This window comes from Pseudomonas sp. PA1(2017), assembly GCF_001945375.1.
In the GTDB taxonomy this organism is placed as follows: domain Bacteria; phylum Pseudomonadota; class Gammaproteobacteria; order Pseudomonadales; family Pseudomonadaceae; genus Aquipseudomonas.
Map to the genome: position 1 here is coordinate 361,044 of NZ_MSXU01000015.1, position 18,719 is coordinate 379,762.

The 18,719-nt window shown below is 65.4% G+C and carries 13 protein-coding genes; 2 read left to right on the forward strand and 11 right to left on the reverse strand.

Annotation, left to right across the window (positions count from 1 at the left end; all coding sequences use genetic code 11):
- Window positions 1-433 precede the first annotated feature (433 nt).
- The 9 genes from urtE to yrfG all read right to left on the reverse strand — a co-directional run bounded on the left by urtE (window position 434) and on the right by yrfG (window position 13,472).
- Window positions 434-1,132, reverse strand: coding sequence for an urea ABC transporter ATP-binding subunit UrtE (urtE, locus tag BVH01_RS22260; RefSeq protein WP_075932409.1), 699 nt, complete (start codon window positions 1,130-1,132; stop codon window positions 434-436).
- Between the two features lie 130 nt (window positions 1,133-1,262).
- Entirely contained in the window at window positions 1,263-2,102 is an 840-nt protein-coding gene (gene urtD / locus BVH01_RS22265) for an urea ABC transporter ATP-binding protein UrtD (RefSeq protein ID WP_075932410.1), read from the reverse strand.
- Window positions 2,099-3,202, reverse strand: coding sequence for an urea ABC transporter permease subunit UrtC (urtC, locus tag BVH01_RS22270; RefSeq protein ID WP_075932411.1), 1,104 nt, complete (start codon window positions 3,200-3,202; stop codon window positions 2,099-2,101). Before urtC ends, urtD begins: the two co-directional genes overlap by 4 nt.
- A 109-nt stretch (window positions 3,203-3,311) precedes the next feature.
- Window positions 3,312-4,883 (reverse strand): urea ABC transporter permease subunit UrtB, encoded by a 1,572-nt coding sequence (gene urtB / locus BVH01_RS22275; RefSeq protein ID WP_075932412.1) that lies wholly within the window; start codon window positions 4,881-4,883, stop codon window positions 3,312-3,314.
- A gap of 68 nt (window positions 4,884-4,951) precedes the next feature.
- Window positions 4,952-6,217 carry an urea ABC transporter substrate-binding protein gene (urtA, locus tag BVH01_RS22280; RefSeq protein WP_075932413.1) on the reverse strand — a complete coding sequence of 422 codons (1,266 nt, stop codon included), beginning with the start codon at window positions 6,215-6,217 and terminating at the stop codon, window positions 4,952-4,954.
- A 61-nt stretch (window positions 6,218-6,278) separates the two neighbouring features.
- Window positions 6,279-7,001 (reverse strand): GntR family transcriptional regulator, encoded by a 723-nt coding sequence (locus BVH01_RS22285; RefSeq protein WP_075932414.1) that lies wholly within the window; start codon window positions 6,999-7,001, stop codon window positions 6,279-6,281.
- Window position 7,002: 1 nt separating this feature from the next.
- Window positions 7,003-10,632, reverse strand: a complete 3,630-nt coding sequence (gene uca / locus BVH01_RS22290; RefSeq protein ID WP_075932415.1) for an urea carboxylase — start codon at window positions 10,630-10,632, stop codon at window positions 7,003-7,005.
- A gap of 90 nt (window positions 10,633-10,722) precedes the next feature.
- Complete coding sequence (gene atzF / locus BVH01_RS22295) at window positions 10,723-12,528, reverse strand: allophanate hydrolase (protein ID WP_256562821.1); 1,806 nt, start codon at window positions 12,526-12,528, stop codon at window positions 10,723-10,725.
- Between the two features lie 284 nt (window positions 12,529-12,812).
- Window positions 12,813-13,472 carry a GMP/IMP nucleotidase gene (gene yrfG, locus BVH01_RS22300; RefSeq protein WP_075932417.1) on the reverse strand — a complete coding sequence of 220 codons (660 nt, stop codon included), beginning with the start codon at window positions 13,470-13,472 and terminating at the stop codon, window positions 12,813-12,815.
- A gap of 133 nt (window positions 13,473-13,605) precedes the next feature.
- Here yrfG and nudE point away from each other — a divergent pair, with 133 nt between their 5' ends.
- Both nudE and cysQ read left to right on the forward strand, forming a co-directional pair.
- Complete coding sequence (gene nudE / locus BVH01_RS22305; RefSeq protein ID WP_075932418.1) at window positions 13,606-14,172, forward strand: ADP compounds hydrolase NudE; 567 nt, start codon at window positions 13,606-13,608, stop codon at window positions 14,170-14,172.
- Window positions 14,169-14,999, forward strand: a complete 831-nt coding sequence (gene cysQ / locus BVH01_RS22310; RefSeq protein ID WP_075932419.1) for a 3'(2'),5'-bisphosphate nucleotidase CysQ — start codon at window positions 14,169-14,171, stop codon at window positions 14,997-14,999. The genes nudE and cysQ overlap by 4 nt, the downstream gene beginning before the upstream one ends.
- Window positions 15,000-15,453: 454 nt before the next feature.
- On the opposite strand, the gene BVH01_RS22315 is transcribed toward cysQ, so the two are convergent.
- Complete coding sequence (locus tag BVH01_RS22315) at window positions 15,454-17,370, reverse strand: beta-ketoacyl synthase (protein ID WP_075932420.1); 1,917 nt, start codon at window positions 17,368-17,370, stop codon at window positions 15,454-15,456.
- A gap of 268 nt (window positions 17,371-17,638) precedes the next feature.
- The coding region (locus BVH01_RS22320; RefSeq protein WP_075932421.1) for a TRAP transporter large permease at window positions 17,639-18,719 on the reverse strand (1,081 nt) is incomplete at its 5' end.

Genomic DNA, 18,719 nt, shown 5'->3' on the forward strand with positions numbered 1-18,719 from the left:
GCCTGTTCAAAGGCTTATCTGCGCATGAAGCGGCAACTACAAGGCAGAAGCGGCCGTTCGCTACGTAGGGTGGATCGGGGCGCGTAGCTGACGCTCTTTTCATCCACCGTTGCGATCACGGGGCGGTGGACGGGGCGGGCCGCGCAGGTGAAGCGTCGTCCACGATCTGTGGGAGCGGGCCACGCCCGCGATTTTTCGCGCGCATGGCGCGCTCCCACAGTGGATCGGGGAACGGCCGCTACCGCCACTTTGCAGCCACGTAGGGTGGATGACGCTCTTTTCATCCACCATTGCAATCGCAGAGCGGTGGACGGGTCGGGCCGCGTAGGTGAAGCGTCGTCTACTCGACCCGGTCCGCCCTACGATCGGCCGCTTGCGCCCCACTTAGCCGCCAAAGTCGACGAACCTGGGCTTGAAGATTATGAACAGGCTCTCAGATCGCCACTAACCCGCGCACGCCGTCCGCCTCCATGGTTTCTCCGCGGCCCTGCTGGACGATCTCGCCGCGGCTCATCACCAGGTATTGGTCGGCCAGTTCGGCGGCGAAGTCGTAGAACTGCTCGACCAGCAGGATGGCCATATCGCCGCGGGCGGCGAGTTTTTTGATCACTGCGCCGATTTCCTTGATCACCGAAGGCTGGATGCCTTCGGTGGGCTCGTCGAGAATCAGCAAGCGTGGCTGGCTAGCCAACGCGCGGCCGATGGCCAGCTGTTGCTGCTGGCCGCCGGACAGGTCGCCGCCGCGGCGGTGCTTCATTTCCAGCAGCACCGGGAACAGCTCGTAGATGAACGGCGGCACCTCCTTGGCTTCCTTCGCGCTGAAACGAGAGAGCCCCATCAGCAGGTTTTCCTCCACCGTCAGGCGGCCGAATATCTCGCGGCCCTGGGGCACGTAGGCAATACCTGCGTGCACCCGCTGGTGCGGTTTGTAGCCGGTGATGGTCTTGCCCTCCCACTGCACGCTGCCTTCCTTGGCGGGCAGCAGGCCCATCAGGCATTTGAGCAGGGTGGTCTTGCCGACGCCGTTGCGGCCGAGCAGGCAGGTGACTTCGCCGACCTTCACGTCGAACGACAGGCCACGCAGGATGTGGCTGCCGCCGTAGTACTGGTGAAGCTGTTGGACTTGCAGCATGTCGATATCCTTAAGTCAGGCGGGCCGGAGTGCGCAACTCGCGCTCGAACGATCCACCGTGTGATGCCATCGGTGGATGAAAACAGCGTCGGCTACGCGCCCCGATCCACCCTACGTTTCTACGAATCCCTTAGCGACCGAGATAAACCTCGATCACCTTCTCGTTGGCCTGCACGGCGTCGAGCGAGCCTTCGGCCAGCACGCGGCCCTGGTGCAGCACGGTGACATGGTCGGCGATGGTGCCGACGAAGCCCATGTCGTGCTCGACCACCATCAGCGAGTGTTTGCGCGCCAGGGACTTGAACAGCTCGGCGGTGAATTCGGTTTCCGCGTCGGTCATGCCCGCCACCGGCTCGTCGAGCAACAACAGTTGCGGGTCCTGCACCAGCAGCATGCCGATTTCCAGGAACTGCTTCTGGCCGTGGGATAGCAGGCCGGCCGGGCGCTGGCGCGAGCCGTCCAGGCGAATGGTGGCCAGCACCTCGTCGATGCGGTCGCGCTGCTCACCGCTGAGCCTGGCGCGCAGGCTGGCCCACACCGACTTATCGGTCTTCTGCGCCAGTTCGAGGTTCTCGAACACGCTCAGCGCCTCGAACACGGTCGGTTTCTGGAACTTGCGGCCGATGCCGGCCTGGGCGATCTCGACCTCGCTCATCTGCGTCAGGTCGAGGGTTTCACCGAAGAACGCGGTGCCGCTGTTCGGCCGGGTCTTGCCGGTGATCACGTCCATCAGGGTGGTCTTGCCGGCGCCGTTGGGGCCGATGATGCAGCGCAGCTCGCCGACGCCGATGTACAGCGTCAGGTCGGTCAGCGCCTTGAAGCCGTCGAAGGCGACATTGATGTCTTCCAGGGTGAGGATGGTGCCGTGACGCACGTTGAGGCCGCGCCCGGCGCTCTGGCCCAGGCCGATGGCGTCGCGGCTGCTGCCAGCCGGGTCGATCAGCATTTCGGGAATCGGTGCGCTTCTCATGACTTGTCCCCTCGTTTGAGCAGGCCGATGACGCCCTTGGGCAGGAACAGGGTGACCACGATGAACAGCGCGCCGAGGGCGAACAGCCAGTACTCGGGAAAGGCCACGGTGAACCAGCTCTTCATGCCATTGACCAGGCCGGCGCCGAGCAGCGGGCCGATCAGTGTGCCGCGCCCGCCGAGGGCCACCCACACGGCGGCTTCGATGGATTGCGTCGGGGCCATTTCGCTGGGGTTGATGATGCCCACCTGAGGTACGTACAGCGCCCCGGCCAGGCCGCACAGCACGGCGGAAAGTACCCAGATGAACAGCTTGTAGCCGCGTGGGTCGTAGCCGCAGAACATCAGGCGGTTCTCGGCGTCGCGCAGGGCGGTGAGCACCCGGCCGAACTTGCTGCGCGCCAGGCGCCAGCCCAGGTACAGGCTGCCGACCAAGAGCAGCACGGTGAGCGCGAACAGCGTGGCACGGGTGCCGGCGGCAGTGATTTCGAAGCCGAGGATGCTGCGAAAGTTGGTGAAGCCGTTGTTGCCGCCGAAACCGGTCTCGTTGCGAAAGAACAGCAGCATGCCGGCGAAGGTCAGTGCCTGGGTCATGATCGAGAAATACACGCCCTTGATCCGCGAGCGGAAGGCGAAGAAGCCGAATACCAGCGCCAGCAAGCCGGGCGCCAGCACCACCAGGCACAGGGCCCAGAGGAAGTTATCGGTGCCGTACCAGTACCAGGGCAGCTCGGTCCAGGCGAGAAAGCTCATGAACGCCGGCAGGCCGTCGCCGGCGGCTTCACGCATCAGGTACATGCCCATGGCGTAGCCGCCGAGGGCGAAGAACAGGCCGTGGCCGAGGGACAAGAGACCGGCATAGCCCCAGACCAGATCCAGCGCCAGGGCGACGATGCAGTAGCAGAGGATCTTGCCGACCAGTGTCAGGCTGTAGGCGGAAACGTGCAGCGCGTGCTCGGCTGGCAGCAGGTGCAGCACGGGCATGGCGGCCAGTACGGCGAGCACCAGCAGGCCGATGGCCAGCGACACCTGCGGGCCGAGCCTGTGGCTGGCGCGGGCCAGCAGGCTCTTGTTGACAGGCGTGGGATTGGCGGCGTTCATTTTTCTACCTCCCATGAACCGATCTGTGGGAGCGCACCATGGGCGCGAACGATGGTGGGGAAACAGTCGCTGGCATGGCCAGCTCCCACGGTGCAGAAGGTCATGGTGTTCAATCGATCACCCTCCCTTTCAAGGCGAACAGGCCCTGCGGACGCTTCTGAATGAACAGAATGATCAGCGCGAGGATGAGGATCTTGCCGAGTACGGCGCCGATCTGCGGCTCCAGGATCTTGTTGGCGATACCCAGGCCGAAGGCCGCCATGACGCTGCCGGCCAGTTGGCCGACGCCGCCGAGTACCACCACCAGGAACGAGTCGATGATGTAGCTCTGGCCGAGGTCGGGGCCGACGTTGCCGATCTGGCTCAGCGCCACGCCGCCGAGGCCGGCGATACCCGAGCCGAGGCCGAAGGCGAGCATGTCCACGCGGCCGGTGGGCACGCCGCAGCAGGCGGCCATGTTGCGGTTCTGGGTGACGGCGCGCACGTTGAGCCCAAGGCGGGTCTTGTTGAGCAGCAGCCAGGTGAGCACCACCACCGCCAGGGCGAAGCCGACGATCACGATGCGGTTGTACGGCAGCACCAGGTTGGGCAGCACCTGAATGCCGCCGGACAGCCAGTAGGGGTTGGCCACTTCGACGTTCTGCGCACCGAACAGCACGCGCACCAGCTGGATCAGGATCAGGCTGATGCCCCAGGTGGCCAGCAGGGTTTCCAGCGGGCGGCCGTAGAGATGACGGATCACCGTGCGCTCCAGGGCCATGCCGATCACCGCGGTCACGCAGAAGGCCACCGGCATGGCGACCAGCGGATACAGCGCCAGGGCGTCGGGGGCGAAGCGCTGGAAGAGAATCTGCACCATGTAGGTGGAGTAGGCGCCGAGCATCAGCATTTCGCCGTGGGCCATGTTGATCACCCCGAGCAGGCCGAAGGTGATGGCCAGGCCGAGGGCGGCGAGCAGCAGGATCGAGCCCAGGCTCATGCCGCTGAATGCCTGGCCGAGCAATTCGCCGATCAGCAGCTTGCGCTTGACCTGGGCGAGGCTGGTTTCTGCGGCGGTGCGCACGCCAGCGTCGCTTTCCACGCCGGGCTCCAGCAGGTTTTCCAGGCGGGTACGGGCCAGCGGCTCGCCGGTTTCACCGAGCAGGCGCACGGCAGCGAGGCGCACCGCCGGGTTGGCGTCGACCAGTTGCAGGTTGGCCAGGGCGAGGGTGAGGGCATCGCGCACGGCGTCGTCGTCTTCCTCGGCTTGCGCCTGGGCGAGCAGCGGCAGTTGCGCCGGCTGGGCGCTCTTCTGCAATTGCTGGGCGGCGCTCAGGCGCACGGTTGCCTCGCTGGCGAGCAACTGATGGCTGGCCTGGGCGTTGGCGATCAGCCCGCGCAGACGATTGTTCAGGCGTAGTTTGCGCAGGGTGCCTTGCGGCTCGGCATCGCCTTCGGCGGCGCGGTAGCCAGCGTCGGTTTCGATGAAGGCGCGTTTGTCGCCGTCAGCGGCCACACGGCCCTGTTGCAGCGCATCGAGCAGCGGCTGGCGTGCCGGGTCGGGCATGGCGGCCCAGCTTTCCATCTGTCTGGCTTGCTGCGTGGCGCTGGCGGCGACGAAATCGTCGGCTTCGCCGGCTTGTGCGGCCAATGGCAGCAGGAGCAGCAGGCTGAAGAGAATTCGGGCAAAGGCATAAGGCATGGGCGTGTCCTTGGTGTCCCGTGGCACAGGCGCCGGAGAACGACTCGGCGCCTGTGCCACGGTGCGGATCAGTTCGACTTCACCGGGGTGTCGCCTTTCTTGTCGTTACCCTCGATGTACGGGCTCCACGGCTGGGCGCGGATCGGCCCTTCGGTTTCCCAGACCACCGAGAACTGGCCGTCTTCCTGGACCTCGCCGATCATCACCGGCTTGTGCAGGTGATGGTTCTTCTCGTCCATCTTCAGGGTGAAGCCGCTCGGCGCCGCGAATTCCTGGCCCGCCATGGCCACGCGCACCTTGTCGACGTCGGTGGTGCCAGCCTTCTCGACGGCCTGGGCCCACATGTGGATGCCCACGTAGGTGGCTTCCATCGGGTCGTTGGTCACCACGGTGTCGGCGTTCGGCAGCTTCTTGGCCTTGGCGTAGGCCTTCCAGTCGGCGACGAACTTCTCGTTGACCGGGTTCTCCACGGACTGGAAGTAGTTCCAGGCCGCCAGGTGGCCGACCAGCGGTTTGGTGTCGATGCCGCGCAGTTCTTCCTCGCCGACCGAGAACGCCACCACCGGCACGTCGGTAGCTTCGATGCCCTGGTTGGCCAGTTCCTTGTAGAACGGCACGTTGGAGTCACCGTTGACGGTGGACACCACCGCGGTCTTGCCGCCGGCGGAGAACTTCTTGATGTTGGCGACGATGGTTTGATAGTCGCTGTGACCGAACGGCGTGTAGACCTCTTCGATGTCCTTGTCCTGTACGCCCTTGCTGTGCAGGAAGGCGCGCAGGATCTTGTTGGTGGTGCGCGGGTAGACGTAGTCGGTGCCGAGCAGGAAGAAGCGCTTGGCGCCGCCGCCGTCTTCGCTGAGCAGGTATTCCACTGCCGGGATCGCCTGCTGGTTCGGCGCGGCGCCGGTGTAGAACACGTTCGGCGACATCTCTTCGCCTTCGTACTGCACGGGGTAGAACAGCAGGCCGTTGAGTTCCTCGTAGACCGGCAGTACCGATTTACGCGACACGCTGGTCCAGCATCCGAAGGTAACCGCGACCTTGTCCTGGGTCAGCAGCTGGCGGCCACGTTCGGCGAACAGCGGCCAGTTGGACGCCGGGTCGACCACCACCGGCTCGAGCTTCTTGCCGAGCACGCCGCCCTTGGCGTTGATCTCGTCGATGGTCATCAGCGCCATGTCTTTCAGTGACGTTTCCGAAATGGCCATGGTGCCGGACAGCGAGTGCAGGATGCCGACCTTGATGGTCTCGGCGGCCTGTACTGTCCAGGTCAGGCCCATGGCAGCGATGGACGCGGAAAGGGTGAAGGCCTTGATCAGGCTGCGACGTTGCATAGTTCGATCTCCATTCACAAACGAGTTATGTGTTGTTGGCAGTGGATCAAGGGACATCACGTCAACCCTGCGCCTGCACGGCACGCTCGCGAGCGCTGTGCAGCATGTGCAGGGTGATCTTGCGCACTTCCGCCTTGCTGACCTCTATGTGGGCCTTGAGCAACAGCTGTGCCTCTTCGCAGCGGCGCGACAGGATCGCGCCGAGAATGCGTGCATGTTCGTCGTAGGTGGCTTCCACCCGCGGCGTCTGGGTGAAATCCAGACGGCGGATGATGCGGATCTTTTCGCTGACTTCGCCGTGCAGGCGGGCCATCTCGCGGTTGCCGGTGGCTTCCACCAGTTGGCAGTGAAAGCGCTCGTCGAGGCGTGACACTTCGCGGCCGTCTTCCAGGCGCTGTTCGGGTGCCACCATCCAGATGCGTTTCAGCTCGCTCAGCAGGGCGGGGGTTTGCTCCGCCTCGCGGTCGCACAGGCGCTTGACCGCCGCCTGCTCGAGAACGATGCGCACGTCGTAAAGCTCCTCGAAGTGGGCGAAGTCGAACGGCTTGACCTGCCAGCCGCTGCGGAAATACACCTCCAGGTAACCCTCGCGCTCCAGCCGGTACAGGGCCTGGCGCACCGGTGTACGGCTTGCCGCCATACGCTCGGCGACTTCGCCTTCGCTGAAGCGGTCGCCGGGAAGCAGGCGAAACTCGAAGATGTCGTCCTTGAGCTGCCCGTAGATGCGCTCGGCGAGATTCTCCGGGCGCTCCTTGCCGCGCCTGATCGGGTCGACGAGTTGCATCTCAGGCAGCCTCGACCGGTTCGAGCACCAGCAGCGCGTCACCCGGGGTGACCGCTTTGCCCGGCTGGCAGCGCACGGCCTTGACCGTCCCGGCCAGTGGTGCGGTGACCGCCAACTCCATCTTCATCGCCTCGACCACCAGCAGCGTGGCGCCGGCCTCGACGTACTGGCCGGGCTCGACCAGCACCTTCCAGACGCTGCCGCACATATCGGCGCTGACCAGGTGGCCGTCGACGGCTTCGTCTTCCTCCAGGCTGGCAGCTGGCGCAGCGTGGCTGTCGGCATCGTCGTCGCGCCACAGCAGCACTTCGGCGTCGAAGGCCTGCTTCTGCTGGCGCTGGAAGTCGCTGATGCTCGCCGCGTTGTCGGCCAGGAAGCCCTGGTACTCGGCGAAGTCGAAGGTGCTCTGCTCGATCCTTATCTGCGCACGACCTTCACGGAAGGCCTCGCGGAAGTCGTCCAGCTCGGCCTCGCTGACCGGGTAGAAACGCACCTGGTCGAAGAAGTGCAGCAGCCAAGGCTGGCCGCCCTCGAACTGGGCGTTCTTCACGAACTTGTTCCAAATCGGCAGGGTGCGGCCGACCAGTTGGTAACCGCCGGGCGAGTCCATGCCGTAGATGCACATGTACATGCCGCCGATGCCCACGGTGCCTTCGGCGGTGTAGGTCCGCGCCGGGTTGTACTTGGAACTGAGCAGCCGGTGACGCGGGTCGAGCGGCACGGCGCAGGGCGCGTCGAGGTAGACGTCGCCGAGGCCGAGAATCAGGTAGCTGGCGTCGAACAGGATGTCGCGTACGTCCTCGCGACTGGCCAGGCCATTGGCGCGCTGGATGAAGTCGACGTTGTTCGGCAACCACGGCGCCTGGCTGCGCACCGTCTCGCTGTAGCGGGTGACGGCAGCGAGGGTGGCGCTGTCCTCGAAGGCCATGGGCAGATGGACGATACGGGTCGGCACCTTGAGGCCTGCCACGTCACCCAGGCTGGCTTCCAGGCGCAGCAGATGATCGAGCAGCGCCCGCTGGTGCAGCACGCGGCTGTCATAGCGCAGTTGCAGGGAGCGCACGCCTGGCGCCAGTTCTTCCAGGCCGGCGAGCGGCTGGGCCTTGAGCGCTTCCATCAACAGATGCACGCGCAGGCGCAGCGCCAGGTCGAGCACGTTGTCGCCGTATTCGAGCAGGATGTAGGCATCGCCCGCTTGCCGATAGACCGCGCGCGGGCGGTTGCCATCGGCGGGCAGCTCGGCCAGTACGGTTGCGGAAACCGTGTCGCCCGGTTGCAGGCTCGGCGCCGGCAGTTGCGCGGCGCTGACCGCGCTCAGCCTCTGCAGGCTGGCCAGTTGCGCCTGCTCCAGCGCCTGGGCCTGCTCGAAGCTGATCGGGTGAAAACGCAGGGTATCGCCCGGCTTGACCTGGCCGACCTTCCACAGCTCGGCCTTGGCGATGGTCACCGGGCAGACGAAACCGCCGAGGCTGGGGCCGTCCTTGGTGAGGATCACCGGGAAGTCACCAGTGAAGTTGATGGCGCCGATGGCGTACTCGCAATCATGCACGTTGGACGGGTGCAGGCCGGCCTCGCCGCCGTCGGCGCGGGTCCAGCTCGGCTTCGGCCCAGACAGGCGCACACCCAGGCGATTGGAGTTGTAGTGCACCTGCCAGTCGGCGGCGAAGAACTGTTCGATGGCCTCGGGTGTGAAGAAGTCCGGGGCACCATGGGGCCCGTAGAGCACGCCGATGTTCCAAGTGGTGCCGTAGGCGGGAATCAGGCTGTCGGCCAGCGCCTGGGGTTCGCTGACCGGCGCCGGGGTGGTGCAGGCTGGCAACCCCGGTTGGGAGATGGCCAGCATGTCGGCGGCGCGCAGCGTGCGCCCTGCATGGCCGCCGAACTGGCCGAGGGCGAAGGTCGAGCGGCTGCCCAGGTACAGCGGCACGTCGAAGCCGCCGCGCACCGCGAGGTAGGTGCGGCAGCCGCTCTGTGCACGGCCGAGCTTGAGCACTTGGCCGGCTTTGACGGCGATCGGCGCCCAGTAGGGCACGGCTTCACCATCCAGTTCGGCCGGGCAGTCGGCACCGGCGAGGGCGATCAGCGCGTCGCTGTGAAAGCGCAGGCTCGGGCCCTGCAGGGTGAATTCAAGGCCAGCGGCACTCTCGTGATTGCCGACGATGCGGTTGGCCAGGCGGAAGGCGTAATCGTCCATCGGCCCGGACGGCGGCACGCCGATGTCCCAGTAGCCGAGGCGGCCAGGAAAATCCTGCACGCTGCTGTAGGTGCCGGGCTCCAGCACTTCCACCACCTGGGCCGCGTAGCTGAAGGTGTCGAGCAGACGCGTCCAGATCTGCGCACTGTGGAAGCGCGGTTCGGCCACCACCATGCGCAGGTAGTCGAGGTTGCTGGCGATGCCGTGCAGGCGGGTTTCGCCCAGGGCTTTCTGCAACTTGGCGATAGCCTCATCGCGGCTTGGCGCGTGGACGATCAGTTTGGCGATCATCGGATCATAGAACGCCGACACCTCGCTGCCGGTACTGACCCAGCCGTCTACGCGCACGTCGTCCGGGAAATGCACGTCGGTGAGCACGCCCGGGCTGGGTTGGAAGTTCTTCAGCGGGTCTTCGGCATAGATGCGCACTTCGATGGCGGCGCCTTGTGGGGCGCGGCTCAGGGCGGCCCAATCCAGCTCGGCGCCGGCGGCCACGCGCAGCATGCATTCGATCAGATCGAGGCCGGTGACCATCTCGGTGACCGGATGCTCGACCTGCAGGCGAGTGTTCACTTCGAGAAAGTAGAAATCGTCGCGGGCGGCGTCGTAGATGAACTCCACTGTGCCGGCGCTGCGGTAGCTCACCGACTCGCCGAGCTGGATGGCCGCCGCGTGCAGGCGCTCACGGGTCGCTTGGGGCAGATTCGGCGCAGGGGTTTCCTCGACCACCTTCTGGTTGCGCCGCTGCAGCGAACAGTCGCGCTCGCCGAGGGCGGCCACGCGGCCTTTGCCATCACCGAAGATCTGCACTTCGACGTGTCGCGCCTGGTCGACGAAACGCTCGATGAAAACGCCGGCGTCACTGAAGAACTGCTCGCCCATGCGCTTGACGCTGTCGTAGGCACTGGCCAGGGCCACGGCATCGGCGCAGCGGGTCAGGCCGATGCCGCCGCCGCCGGCGGTGGTCTTGAGCATGATCGGGTAGCCGATGGTTTCCGCCGCGCCCAGGGCTTCGTCCAGGCTCTGCAAAAGCGCGGTGCCGGGCGCCATCGGCACCTTTGCGTCGGCGGCCAGTTCACGGGCGCGGTGCTTGAGTCCGAACTCGCGAATCTGAGCGGGCGTCGGGCCGACGAAGGCGATGCCGGCGTTCTCGCAGGCCTCGGCGAACTCGGCGCTCTCGGAGAGGAAGCCGTAACCGGGATAGATCGCCTGGGCGCCGGTTTCCCTGGCGGCGGCGAGGATCTTGTCGATGCGCAGGTAGCTGTCGGCAGCCTTGTCGCCGCCAAGGGCCACGGCCACGTCGGCATCACGTACGTGCTGGGCATTGCGGTCGGCATCGGAATACACCGCCACGCTCTTCACGCCCAGGCGCTTCAGGGTGCGGATGGCGCGGACGGCTATCTCCCCGCGGTTGGCGATCAGTACGGTATGGAACATGTTCGTGTCCTCGACGTAGGGTGGAAAACCGCGAAGCGTTTTCCACCAGCTGTTCGTTGGTGGATGGCTTCGGCCATCCACTCTGCGGGTTCAGTTCTTGCTGGCTTGCTGGCTGGCGATAAAGGCGCGCCAACCGCCGAAGCTGGTGATGTCGCGGGCATCACCGAGCGCCCAGGGCTCGCAGATGAAGCCCTTCACGCTGCGCCCGTCGGCCAGGGTCAGGTTGCCGATGCCCAGGGGCGCGGGAATCTCGGCGACGAACTCGCCAAAGCGCGCCAGGGGGATGTCCCACAGCTCAACGATGATCGAGCTGCCATCGGTGCTGCGCGCCAGGCCCGGTTTCGGCGGCACGGTGCCGGCCAGGGCATAGAGGCGGTAGTGCGGCGAGGTCAGGGTCTGCTCGACCAGCACCGCGTCGCGGGTGGCCAGTTGGAAGTTCAGCGGCATGCCGGTCAGGTGTGCGCCGACCACCGCGACCCGTACGCTGCCAGCCGGTATCGCCGTGGCAGCGGTTTGCGGCGGCAGGGCACGGCCGGTGGCGCCCAGTGGCAGTTCCAGGCTGGCCTGCCAGCGTTTGCCGAAGGCCGCCAGGGCGCGGTCATGCCAGGCCGGGGCGAGCAGGGTGATGCCGGCGGGCAGGCCGTCGCCGCGCAGGCCGGCCGGCAGCGCCAGAGCGGACAGGTCGGCGAGGTTGGTGAAGTTGGTGTAGGTGCCGAACTGGCTGTTGAACAGCACCGGCTCCTGCTGCATTTCGGCGAGGCTGCGAATGGTCGGCGAGGTCGGCACCACCAGCGCATCGAAGCCGGCCAGCGCGTCGTTGATGGCGCGGCTAAGTTCGGCGCGCAGGTACTCGGCCTTGTAGGCGTCGCAGGCGCTGTACTGGTGGCCGTTCTCGACGATGCCACGCACCACCGGGTCGATATGCGCCGGGTCGACGCCTTCCACGGCAACCGTGCGCTCGGCGACCCAGGGGCCGTAATAGAGCTGCTCGGCCAACTGGCGGAACGGGCTGAAGTCGATGGTCTTGAGCGTCACGCCAAGGCTTTTCAGCTGCTCCAGCGCCTGCTCGAAAACCGCCTGGGTCTGGGTATCGCCAAAGAATTCCAGGCTGTCCGGTACGGCGAAGGTCGGTGCGGCCTGCATGCCGACCGGTGCGCTGTTGGGGTTTTGCCGTGAGTAGGCGTCGGCAGCGTCGTAGCCACCCGCGATGCCCGCCACGGTTTCGGCATCGCCCACCGTGAGGGCGAAGATCGAGATGCAGTCCACGGTGCGGCACGCCGGCACCAGGCCGGTGTTGGGCAGCCAGCCCTTGGTCGGCTTGAGCCCGACGATATTGTTGAAGCCCGCCGGCACACGGCCCGAGCCAGCGGTATCGGTGCCCAGAGAGAACGGCACCAAGCCGCGTGCGACCACGCTGGCCGAACCGGAACTGGAGCCTCCGCTGACGTAATCGGCGTTGAAGCTGTTGACCACGGCGCCATGGGGCGAGCGGGTGCCGACCAGGCCGGTGGCGAACTGGTCGAGGTTGGTCTTGCCGATCAGGATGGCCCCGGCAGCGCGCAGGCGGCCAACCACTGTGGCGTCGGCTTCAGCCTGGTAGGCGAACTCCGGGCAGGCGGCCGTAGTGGCCCAGCCGGCAGCGTCGATGTTGTCCTTGATGGCGAAGGGCACGCCGTACAGCGGCAGCTTGCTCTGCTGGCCTTCGGCCTGGTCGAGCAGTGCCTGCAGCTGGCTCAGCTGGGCATCGAGTTGCGCTACGGTGGCGAGGCTGATCCAGACGTTATCGGCCGTATCGAGAGCCGCCAGCAGACCGTGCAGCAACTCGGCGGGTTGGGCGGCGTCACGGTAAGCCTGTTGCCAGTCGGCGAGGGTGAAGGCGAAGGAGGCGTGGGACATGCGCTGAGATTCCATCTTGTATCCAAGTTGAAATCTCTAGAGCAATAGCGGTGCCAGTTTTTAATTGATTGATTTATATGAGATTTATTTGATGTTCGTGGTTTTTCCGCTGATTTTCGCACCGCTGCGGGGCGCAGGCGAAGCCTTTTAGTGCGGCGTGATGCTCGGGCAGAAGCAAGGAAAGCGGAAATCTAGCGATCTCGTAGGAGGGGCTTTAGCCCCGAGCTTCTAATCGAGACAAACTAAGAGCTCGCGGCTAAAGCCGCTCCTACAAAGTATTTCGCTCACAAACCCTGCAACAACGCTCGGTAATCGCCCACCGCTGCGAACTCCTCGGTGTCCTTCACGCCCTTGCGGCTATCGGGTTCGTATACCGCCAGCAGGTGTTTCACGCCGAAGCGCCCGGCGCTGCGCAGGATCGGGATGTTGTCGTCGACGAAAAGGCTGCGTGCCGGCTCGAACGCCAGGTCCTGCTGCAGGGCTGCCCAGAACTGCTGGTCTTCCTTGGGAAAACCGTAGTCGTGAGAGCTGATCATGCGGTCGAAATAGGGCGCCAGTTCGATGCGCTCCAGCTTCAGGGACAGCGAATCGCGGTGGGCGTTGGTGATCATCACCACCTGTTTGCCGGCCTGGCGGATGGCGGCGAGAAAGGTGTCGGCATCCGGGCGCAGGGCGATCAGGTCGGCGACTTCGCGCTTGAGCTCCTTGATCGACAGCTTCAGTTCGCGGCTCCAGAAGTCCGTGCAATACCAGTTCAGCTGGCCGGCGTGTTCGGTGAACAGCGGCTGCAGTTCGGCATCGGCCAGGGCACGGCTGATGCCATGGTGCTCGGCGTAGCGCTGCGGCAGGTGCTCGAGCCAGAAGTGGTTGTCGAAATGCAGGTCCAGCAGGGTGCCGTCCATGTCCAGCAGGACGGTGTCGATGTCGGACCAGGGCAGGTTCATGGCGAGGCAACTCTCCAGGCGGTAAATGGCGGTAGTTGCCTGCAGGTCGTCAAATGCTACGGCGAGGACGCAGACAATCAGGGCAGGCACGGTATGATAACCGTTCCGGTCAGCCCAGCAGCAGGACTCACCCATGCGTCAGAAGCCCACCATCACCGCTCGCGAGATCGTCGCCAGCAGCCGCCTGTTCCGTGTCGAGGAGATTCAGTTGCGCTTCAGCAACGGCGCCGAGCGCACCTATGAGCGGCTTGTCGGGCGCGGCACCGGCCATGGCGCGGTGATGATCGTGGCGATGGCCGATGACGAACACGTGCTGTTGGTCGAGGAATACTGCGGCGGCACCGGCGAGTACGAGCTGTCGCTGCCCAAGGGCCTTATCGAGCCGGACGAAGACGTGCTCGATGCCGCCAATCGCGAATTGCAGGAAGAGGCCGGTTTCGGCGCCCGCCGCCTCGAGCACCTGACCGAGCTGAGCCTGTCGCCGGGCTACATGAGCCAGAAGATCCAGGTGGTGCTGGCCCGCGATCTTTATCCACAGAGCCTGCCCGGCGACGAGCCGGAGCCATTGCGAGTCGACAAGGTCAGCCTGCGCGAACTGTCCGCGCTGATCCAGCATCCGCAGTTCAGCGAGGGGCGCGCCCTGGCGGCCCTGTACCTGGTGCGCGACCTCCTGGAGCAGCGCGGGGAGCTGAGCCGATGAGCCATCCGTTATTGCCCGGTGTGCTGGGTCTGGTGCAGCGCGCCGGCGAGGCCATTCTGCCGTTCTGGCGTCAGGGTGTGCAGGTGGTGGAAAAAGCCGATGCCTCGCCGGTCACCGCTGCCGACCTGGCCGCCCACGGCATCCTCGCCGAGGGCTTGCTGGCGCTGGAGCCGAGCATTCCCGTGTTGTCGGAGGAAGATGCCGATATCGCCCTGGGCGAGCGGGCCGGTTGGTCGCGCTGGTGGCTGGTCGATCCGCTGGACGGTACCAAGGAGTTCATCGCCGATAGCGAAGAATTCACCGTCAACGTGGCGTTGATCGAGCACGGCGAAGTGGTGTTTGGCGTGGTCGGCATTCCTGCCACAGGCGTGATCTATCACGGTGGCCGCGCGTTCGGCGCCTGGCGGATCGAGCCGGGTAAGCAGCCGCAGGCGATCACCATGCGTGAAGCGTCAGCCGCTGGCCTGACCGTAGTCGCCAGCCGCCGCCATGGCAGCGTCGAACAGGAGCAATTGCTGGCCGCGCTGGTGGCCCGTTTCGGCGAGGTCGAACGGGTCAGCGTTGGCAGTTCGCTGAAGTTCTGCCAACTGGCCGAAGGCAGCGCCGACTTCTACCCGCGCCTGGCGCCTACCTCGCAATGGGACACCGCGGCGGCGCAGGGCGTGCTGGAAGGCGCAGGCGGCGTGGTACTGACGCTGCAGGGCGAGCCGTTGCGCTACGAAGCCCGCGAGTCGTTGCTAAACCCGTTCTTCCTGGCGTTGCCGGCGGATGCCGAGTGGCGCGCGTTGCTGATCGAGGAAGCCAAGCGGCTGACGCCAGTTGCTTAGCCCTTCGCGGTAACCAAGCGTTGTAGGCGCCGCGACCCCGCGGCGAATCGTCCGGCCAGCGCGAAAATCGCGGTATGGCCGCAATCGTTCGCGCCGGGGCGACGCTCCTACAGGGTGACGATGCGGCTTCTGTAGGATCCGCGACCTAGCGGCGAATCGTCCGGCCAGCGCGAAAATCGCGGTATGGCCGCAATCGTTCGCGCCGGGGCGACGCTCCTACAGGGTGACGATGCGGCTTCTGTAGGAGCCGCGACCTTGCGGTGAATCGTCCGGCCAGCGAGTAAGTCGTGGTGTGGCCGCAATCGTTCGCGCCGGGGCGACGCTCCTACAGGGTGACGATGCGGCTTCTGTAGCCGCGACCTCGCGGCGAATCGTCCGGCCAGCGCGAAAAACGCGGTATGGCCGCAATCGTTCGCGCCGAGGTCGGCGCTCCTACAGGTTGGTGGCTTATCCCTTAGTCCAGCATGTCGCTGTAGCGGTCATCCTGTTTATACACCAGCGGCTGGGCGAAGCCCGGCACCTTGATCTGCGCGTCATCGATGGCGATTTCGGTGTCGTCGATCAGGTCATTGCCGAAGTTGTAGATGATCTCCAGCTGACCCTTGGTCGCCTGCTCGTCGTAGGCCCGGGCGTTGGCGCGGGTCTGCTCGCGGCGTTGCTGGTAGGCGCTGAACGCCGCCTCGCCATGGCGCTTGCGCAACATGCGCTCGACCACGTGGGGGGCGAGCACCACGGCGCTGGCGTTGTTGCCGCCGAAGCCCTTGGAGTTGATGAAGCACACGTCCATGCGCTGGTCGTGGCGATCCACATTACTGATGCTCAGGTGCTGCTGGTGAACGTCCGCAGCCACTTCATCGATGGTCTTGATGCCGGGGATGATGCCGTACTTGAAGGTGCCCAGGGCGGAGATCACCTGGTCGCCACTGGCGGTAGCCAGGGAGTGGCCGACGAAGGCTTTCACCGCCGCGACCGGCCAACTGTCGATGGCAAAGGCGGCAGCAACGCGATCCAGCAGTTCGGATTCGGTGACCCGGTTGGCCGGGGTGCTGGAGCCGTGGGCATGGACGAAGCTGCGCTGGCGCACGGCGTCGATCCCCACCAGCTGAGTGGCAGCGGCGACTGCCTTGGCGACGGTCAGGTAGTTGCCAGGGCCAGGAGCGGAGATGGACTTCTTGAAGCCGTCGGCGTTGATGAACACGTCGGTGGCGGCGCCATGGATGTCGGCACCCAGCTGCAGGGCCAGCTCGTCGTCCATCAGCACCACGAACTGGCAGGCTTCGGACAGGGTGAAGCCGCAGTTCTCGCCGAACGGCCGGCTGGCGCGGCGGAAATCGACCTCACCCTGGACCATATCGGTCTTGCCTTCGATCAGGCGCAGGCCTTCCTCGGTGGCCAGGGCGCCCATGGCGCCGTAGCCCTCGATGCACTCGGCATTGATCGGTGCCTCGCTGTTGCCGACGATCACCACGCGGGCCTTGCCGGCGTTGATCTGCTCAATGCCCTTCTGCAGGTTGTACAGGAAGGTCGCGCAGGCGCCGGTGACGCTGCCGGTGGTGCCGACGCTGCCCAGCACGTAGGCGTTGATGAAATCGGCCGGCATGGTGTTCAGGCCCAGGGCCAGCTGCTTGGAACTGACGCGATGGCCCTTGAGGCGCGACTGCATGAGGCCGCCGAAACCGTTTTCGTCGAGCTGGCTCATGATGCTGCCAGCGAACACGGCGATCTCGTCAGGCGCCACGTGGTCGACGATGGTCTGCCACGGCACGCCGGTGGCGCGCAGGGCGTCGGTCACACCGACCACGGCCATCTGCAGGCCGCGGGGGTGGAAGCGCGAGTTGTACAGCTCGCCGGGCTCGAAGCCGGTGGGCAGCTGGCCGGCGGATTTCACCGGCAGCGCGCGGTAGCTGTCGACCTTGAACTCACAATTGTCATGCAGGGTGACGCGAACGTCGTTGCCGTTCAGCTCCTCGACCGACCAATTGGCCGGCAGTGGCTCGGGCAGTTGCTTGCGGCTGCTGACGAAGGTCAGGCTGCCGCCTTCGCCATTCAGGGCGATGCTCTTGTGCCAGTGGGCCGCGTCGGGATCCAGGTGCTGTTTCTCGATGCGGCGCACCAAGGTGGAGGCCAGCACCTGCTCGCCATAGCGACGCTCGATCTCCACGTCGGACAATGGCTCGCCTGCCTGACTCTGATAGGCACCATCGACCACGCGTACCAGCTTGCTCATCACGGCCAGGCCGACGAGGGTTTCGCGACGTGCCTGTTCGTCCAGCGATTCGATCACCGTACGGCGGAAACCGTGGTGGAAGGAGCTGCGGCCAGCGGCGTTGTAGCCACCGAAACCGACGATCACAGGCAAACGAGACTTCACGCGGACACTCCTTAAACTATTCAGATCGGCACGCCAGACGGGCGCGTACCGGGTCAGCGGGTCGAGCGCGGCGCACTCTCTATTAAAAGAAGAAAGCGCCATGATGACTTTTCAGGTGCCTATGCTGACGCGATCCATGACCCATAAGTCACGACTGGATACAAGGTTACCCGTTATCGCGGGCGGCGGCACGACCCATATGTGCTACGGCCCAAAGAAGAAGCCCGGCGCTAGGCCGGGCTTCATTCTTATAGCGCTGGGCAGGCGATCAGTTCATACCCAGCCAGTTCGGCAATGCCAGCGACACGAACGGCACGTACGTGACCAGGATCAGGAACGCCAGCATCACCAGCAGCCACGGCGATACCGCGCGCACCACCCGGGTCAGCGGCATGCCGGTGACCGCCGAGGTGACGAACAGGTTGAGACCGGTCGGTGGGGTGATCAAACCGATCTCCATGTTCACCACCATGATGATGCCCAGGTGGATCGGGTCGATGCCCAACTGCATGGCGATCGGGAACAGGATCGGCGCCAGGATCAGGATGATCGCCGACGGCTCCATGAAGGTCCCGGCGATCAGCAGCACGATGTTCACCACCAAGAGGAATTCGATGGGGCTGAAGCCCTGCTCGACGACCCAGGCGGTGATCGACTGCGGGATCTGCTCGGTGGTCAGCACGTGGGCGAACAGCATGGCGTTGGCGATGATGAACATCAGCACCACGCTGAGCTTGCCGGCCTCGACGAACACCTTCGGGCACTCGCGGATGGTCATGTCCTTGTAGATGAAGATCGCCACGAAGGCCGCGTACACCGCCGCCACCGCTGCCGCTTCGGTCGGCGTGAACATACCCGAGTAGATGCCGCCGAGGATGATCACGATCAGCAGCAGGCCCCAGCCGGCCTTGCGCCCGGCGGTGAGGATCTCGGCCATCGACGCGCGCGGCAGCGACGGCATGTTCTTGACCCGGGCGATGATGTAAATGGTGATCATCAGGAACACGCCCAGCAGCAGCCCCGGCACTACACCGGCCATGAACAGCTTGCCCACCGAGGTTTCGGTGGCGGTGGCGTAGACCACCATGACGATCGACGGCGGAATCAGGATGCCCAAGGTACCGGCGTTACAGACGATGCCCGCGGCGAACTCCTTCTTGTAGCCCGAGCGCACCATGCCGGCGATGACGATCGAGCCGACCGCCGCCACCGTGGCTGGCGACGAGCCGCACAGCGCAGCGAACAGCATGCACGCGAGGATCGCAGCGATGGCCAGGCCGCCCTTGATATGGCCGACGCAGGCGTTGGCGAAATCGATCAGCCGGCGGGCCACACCGCCCGTGGTCATG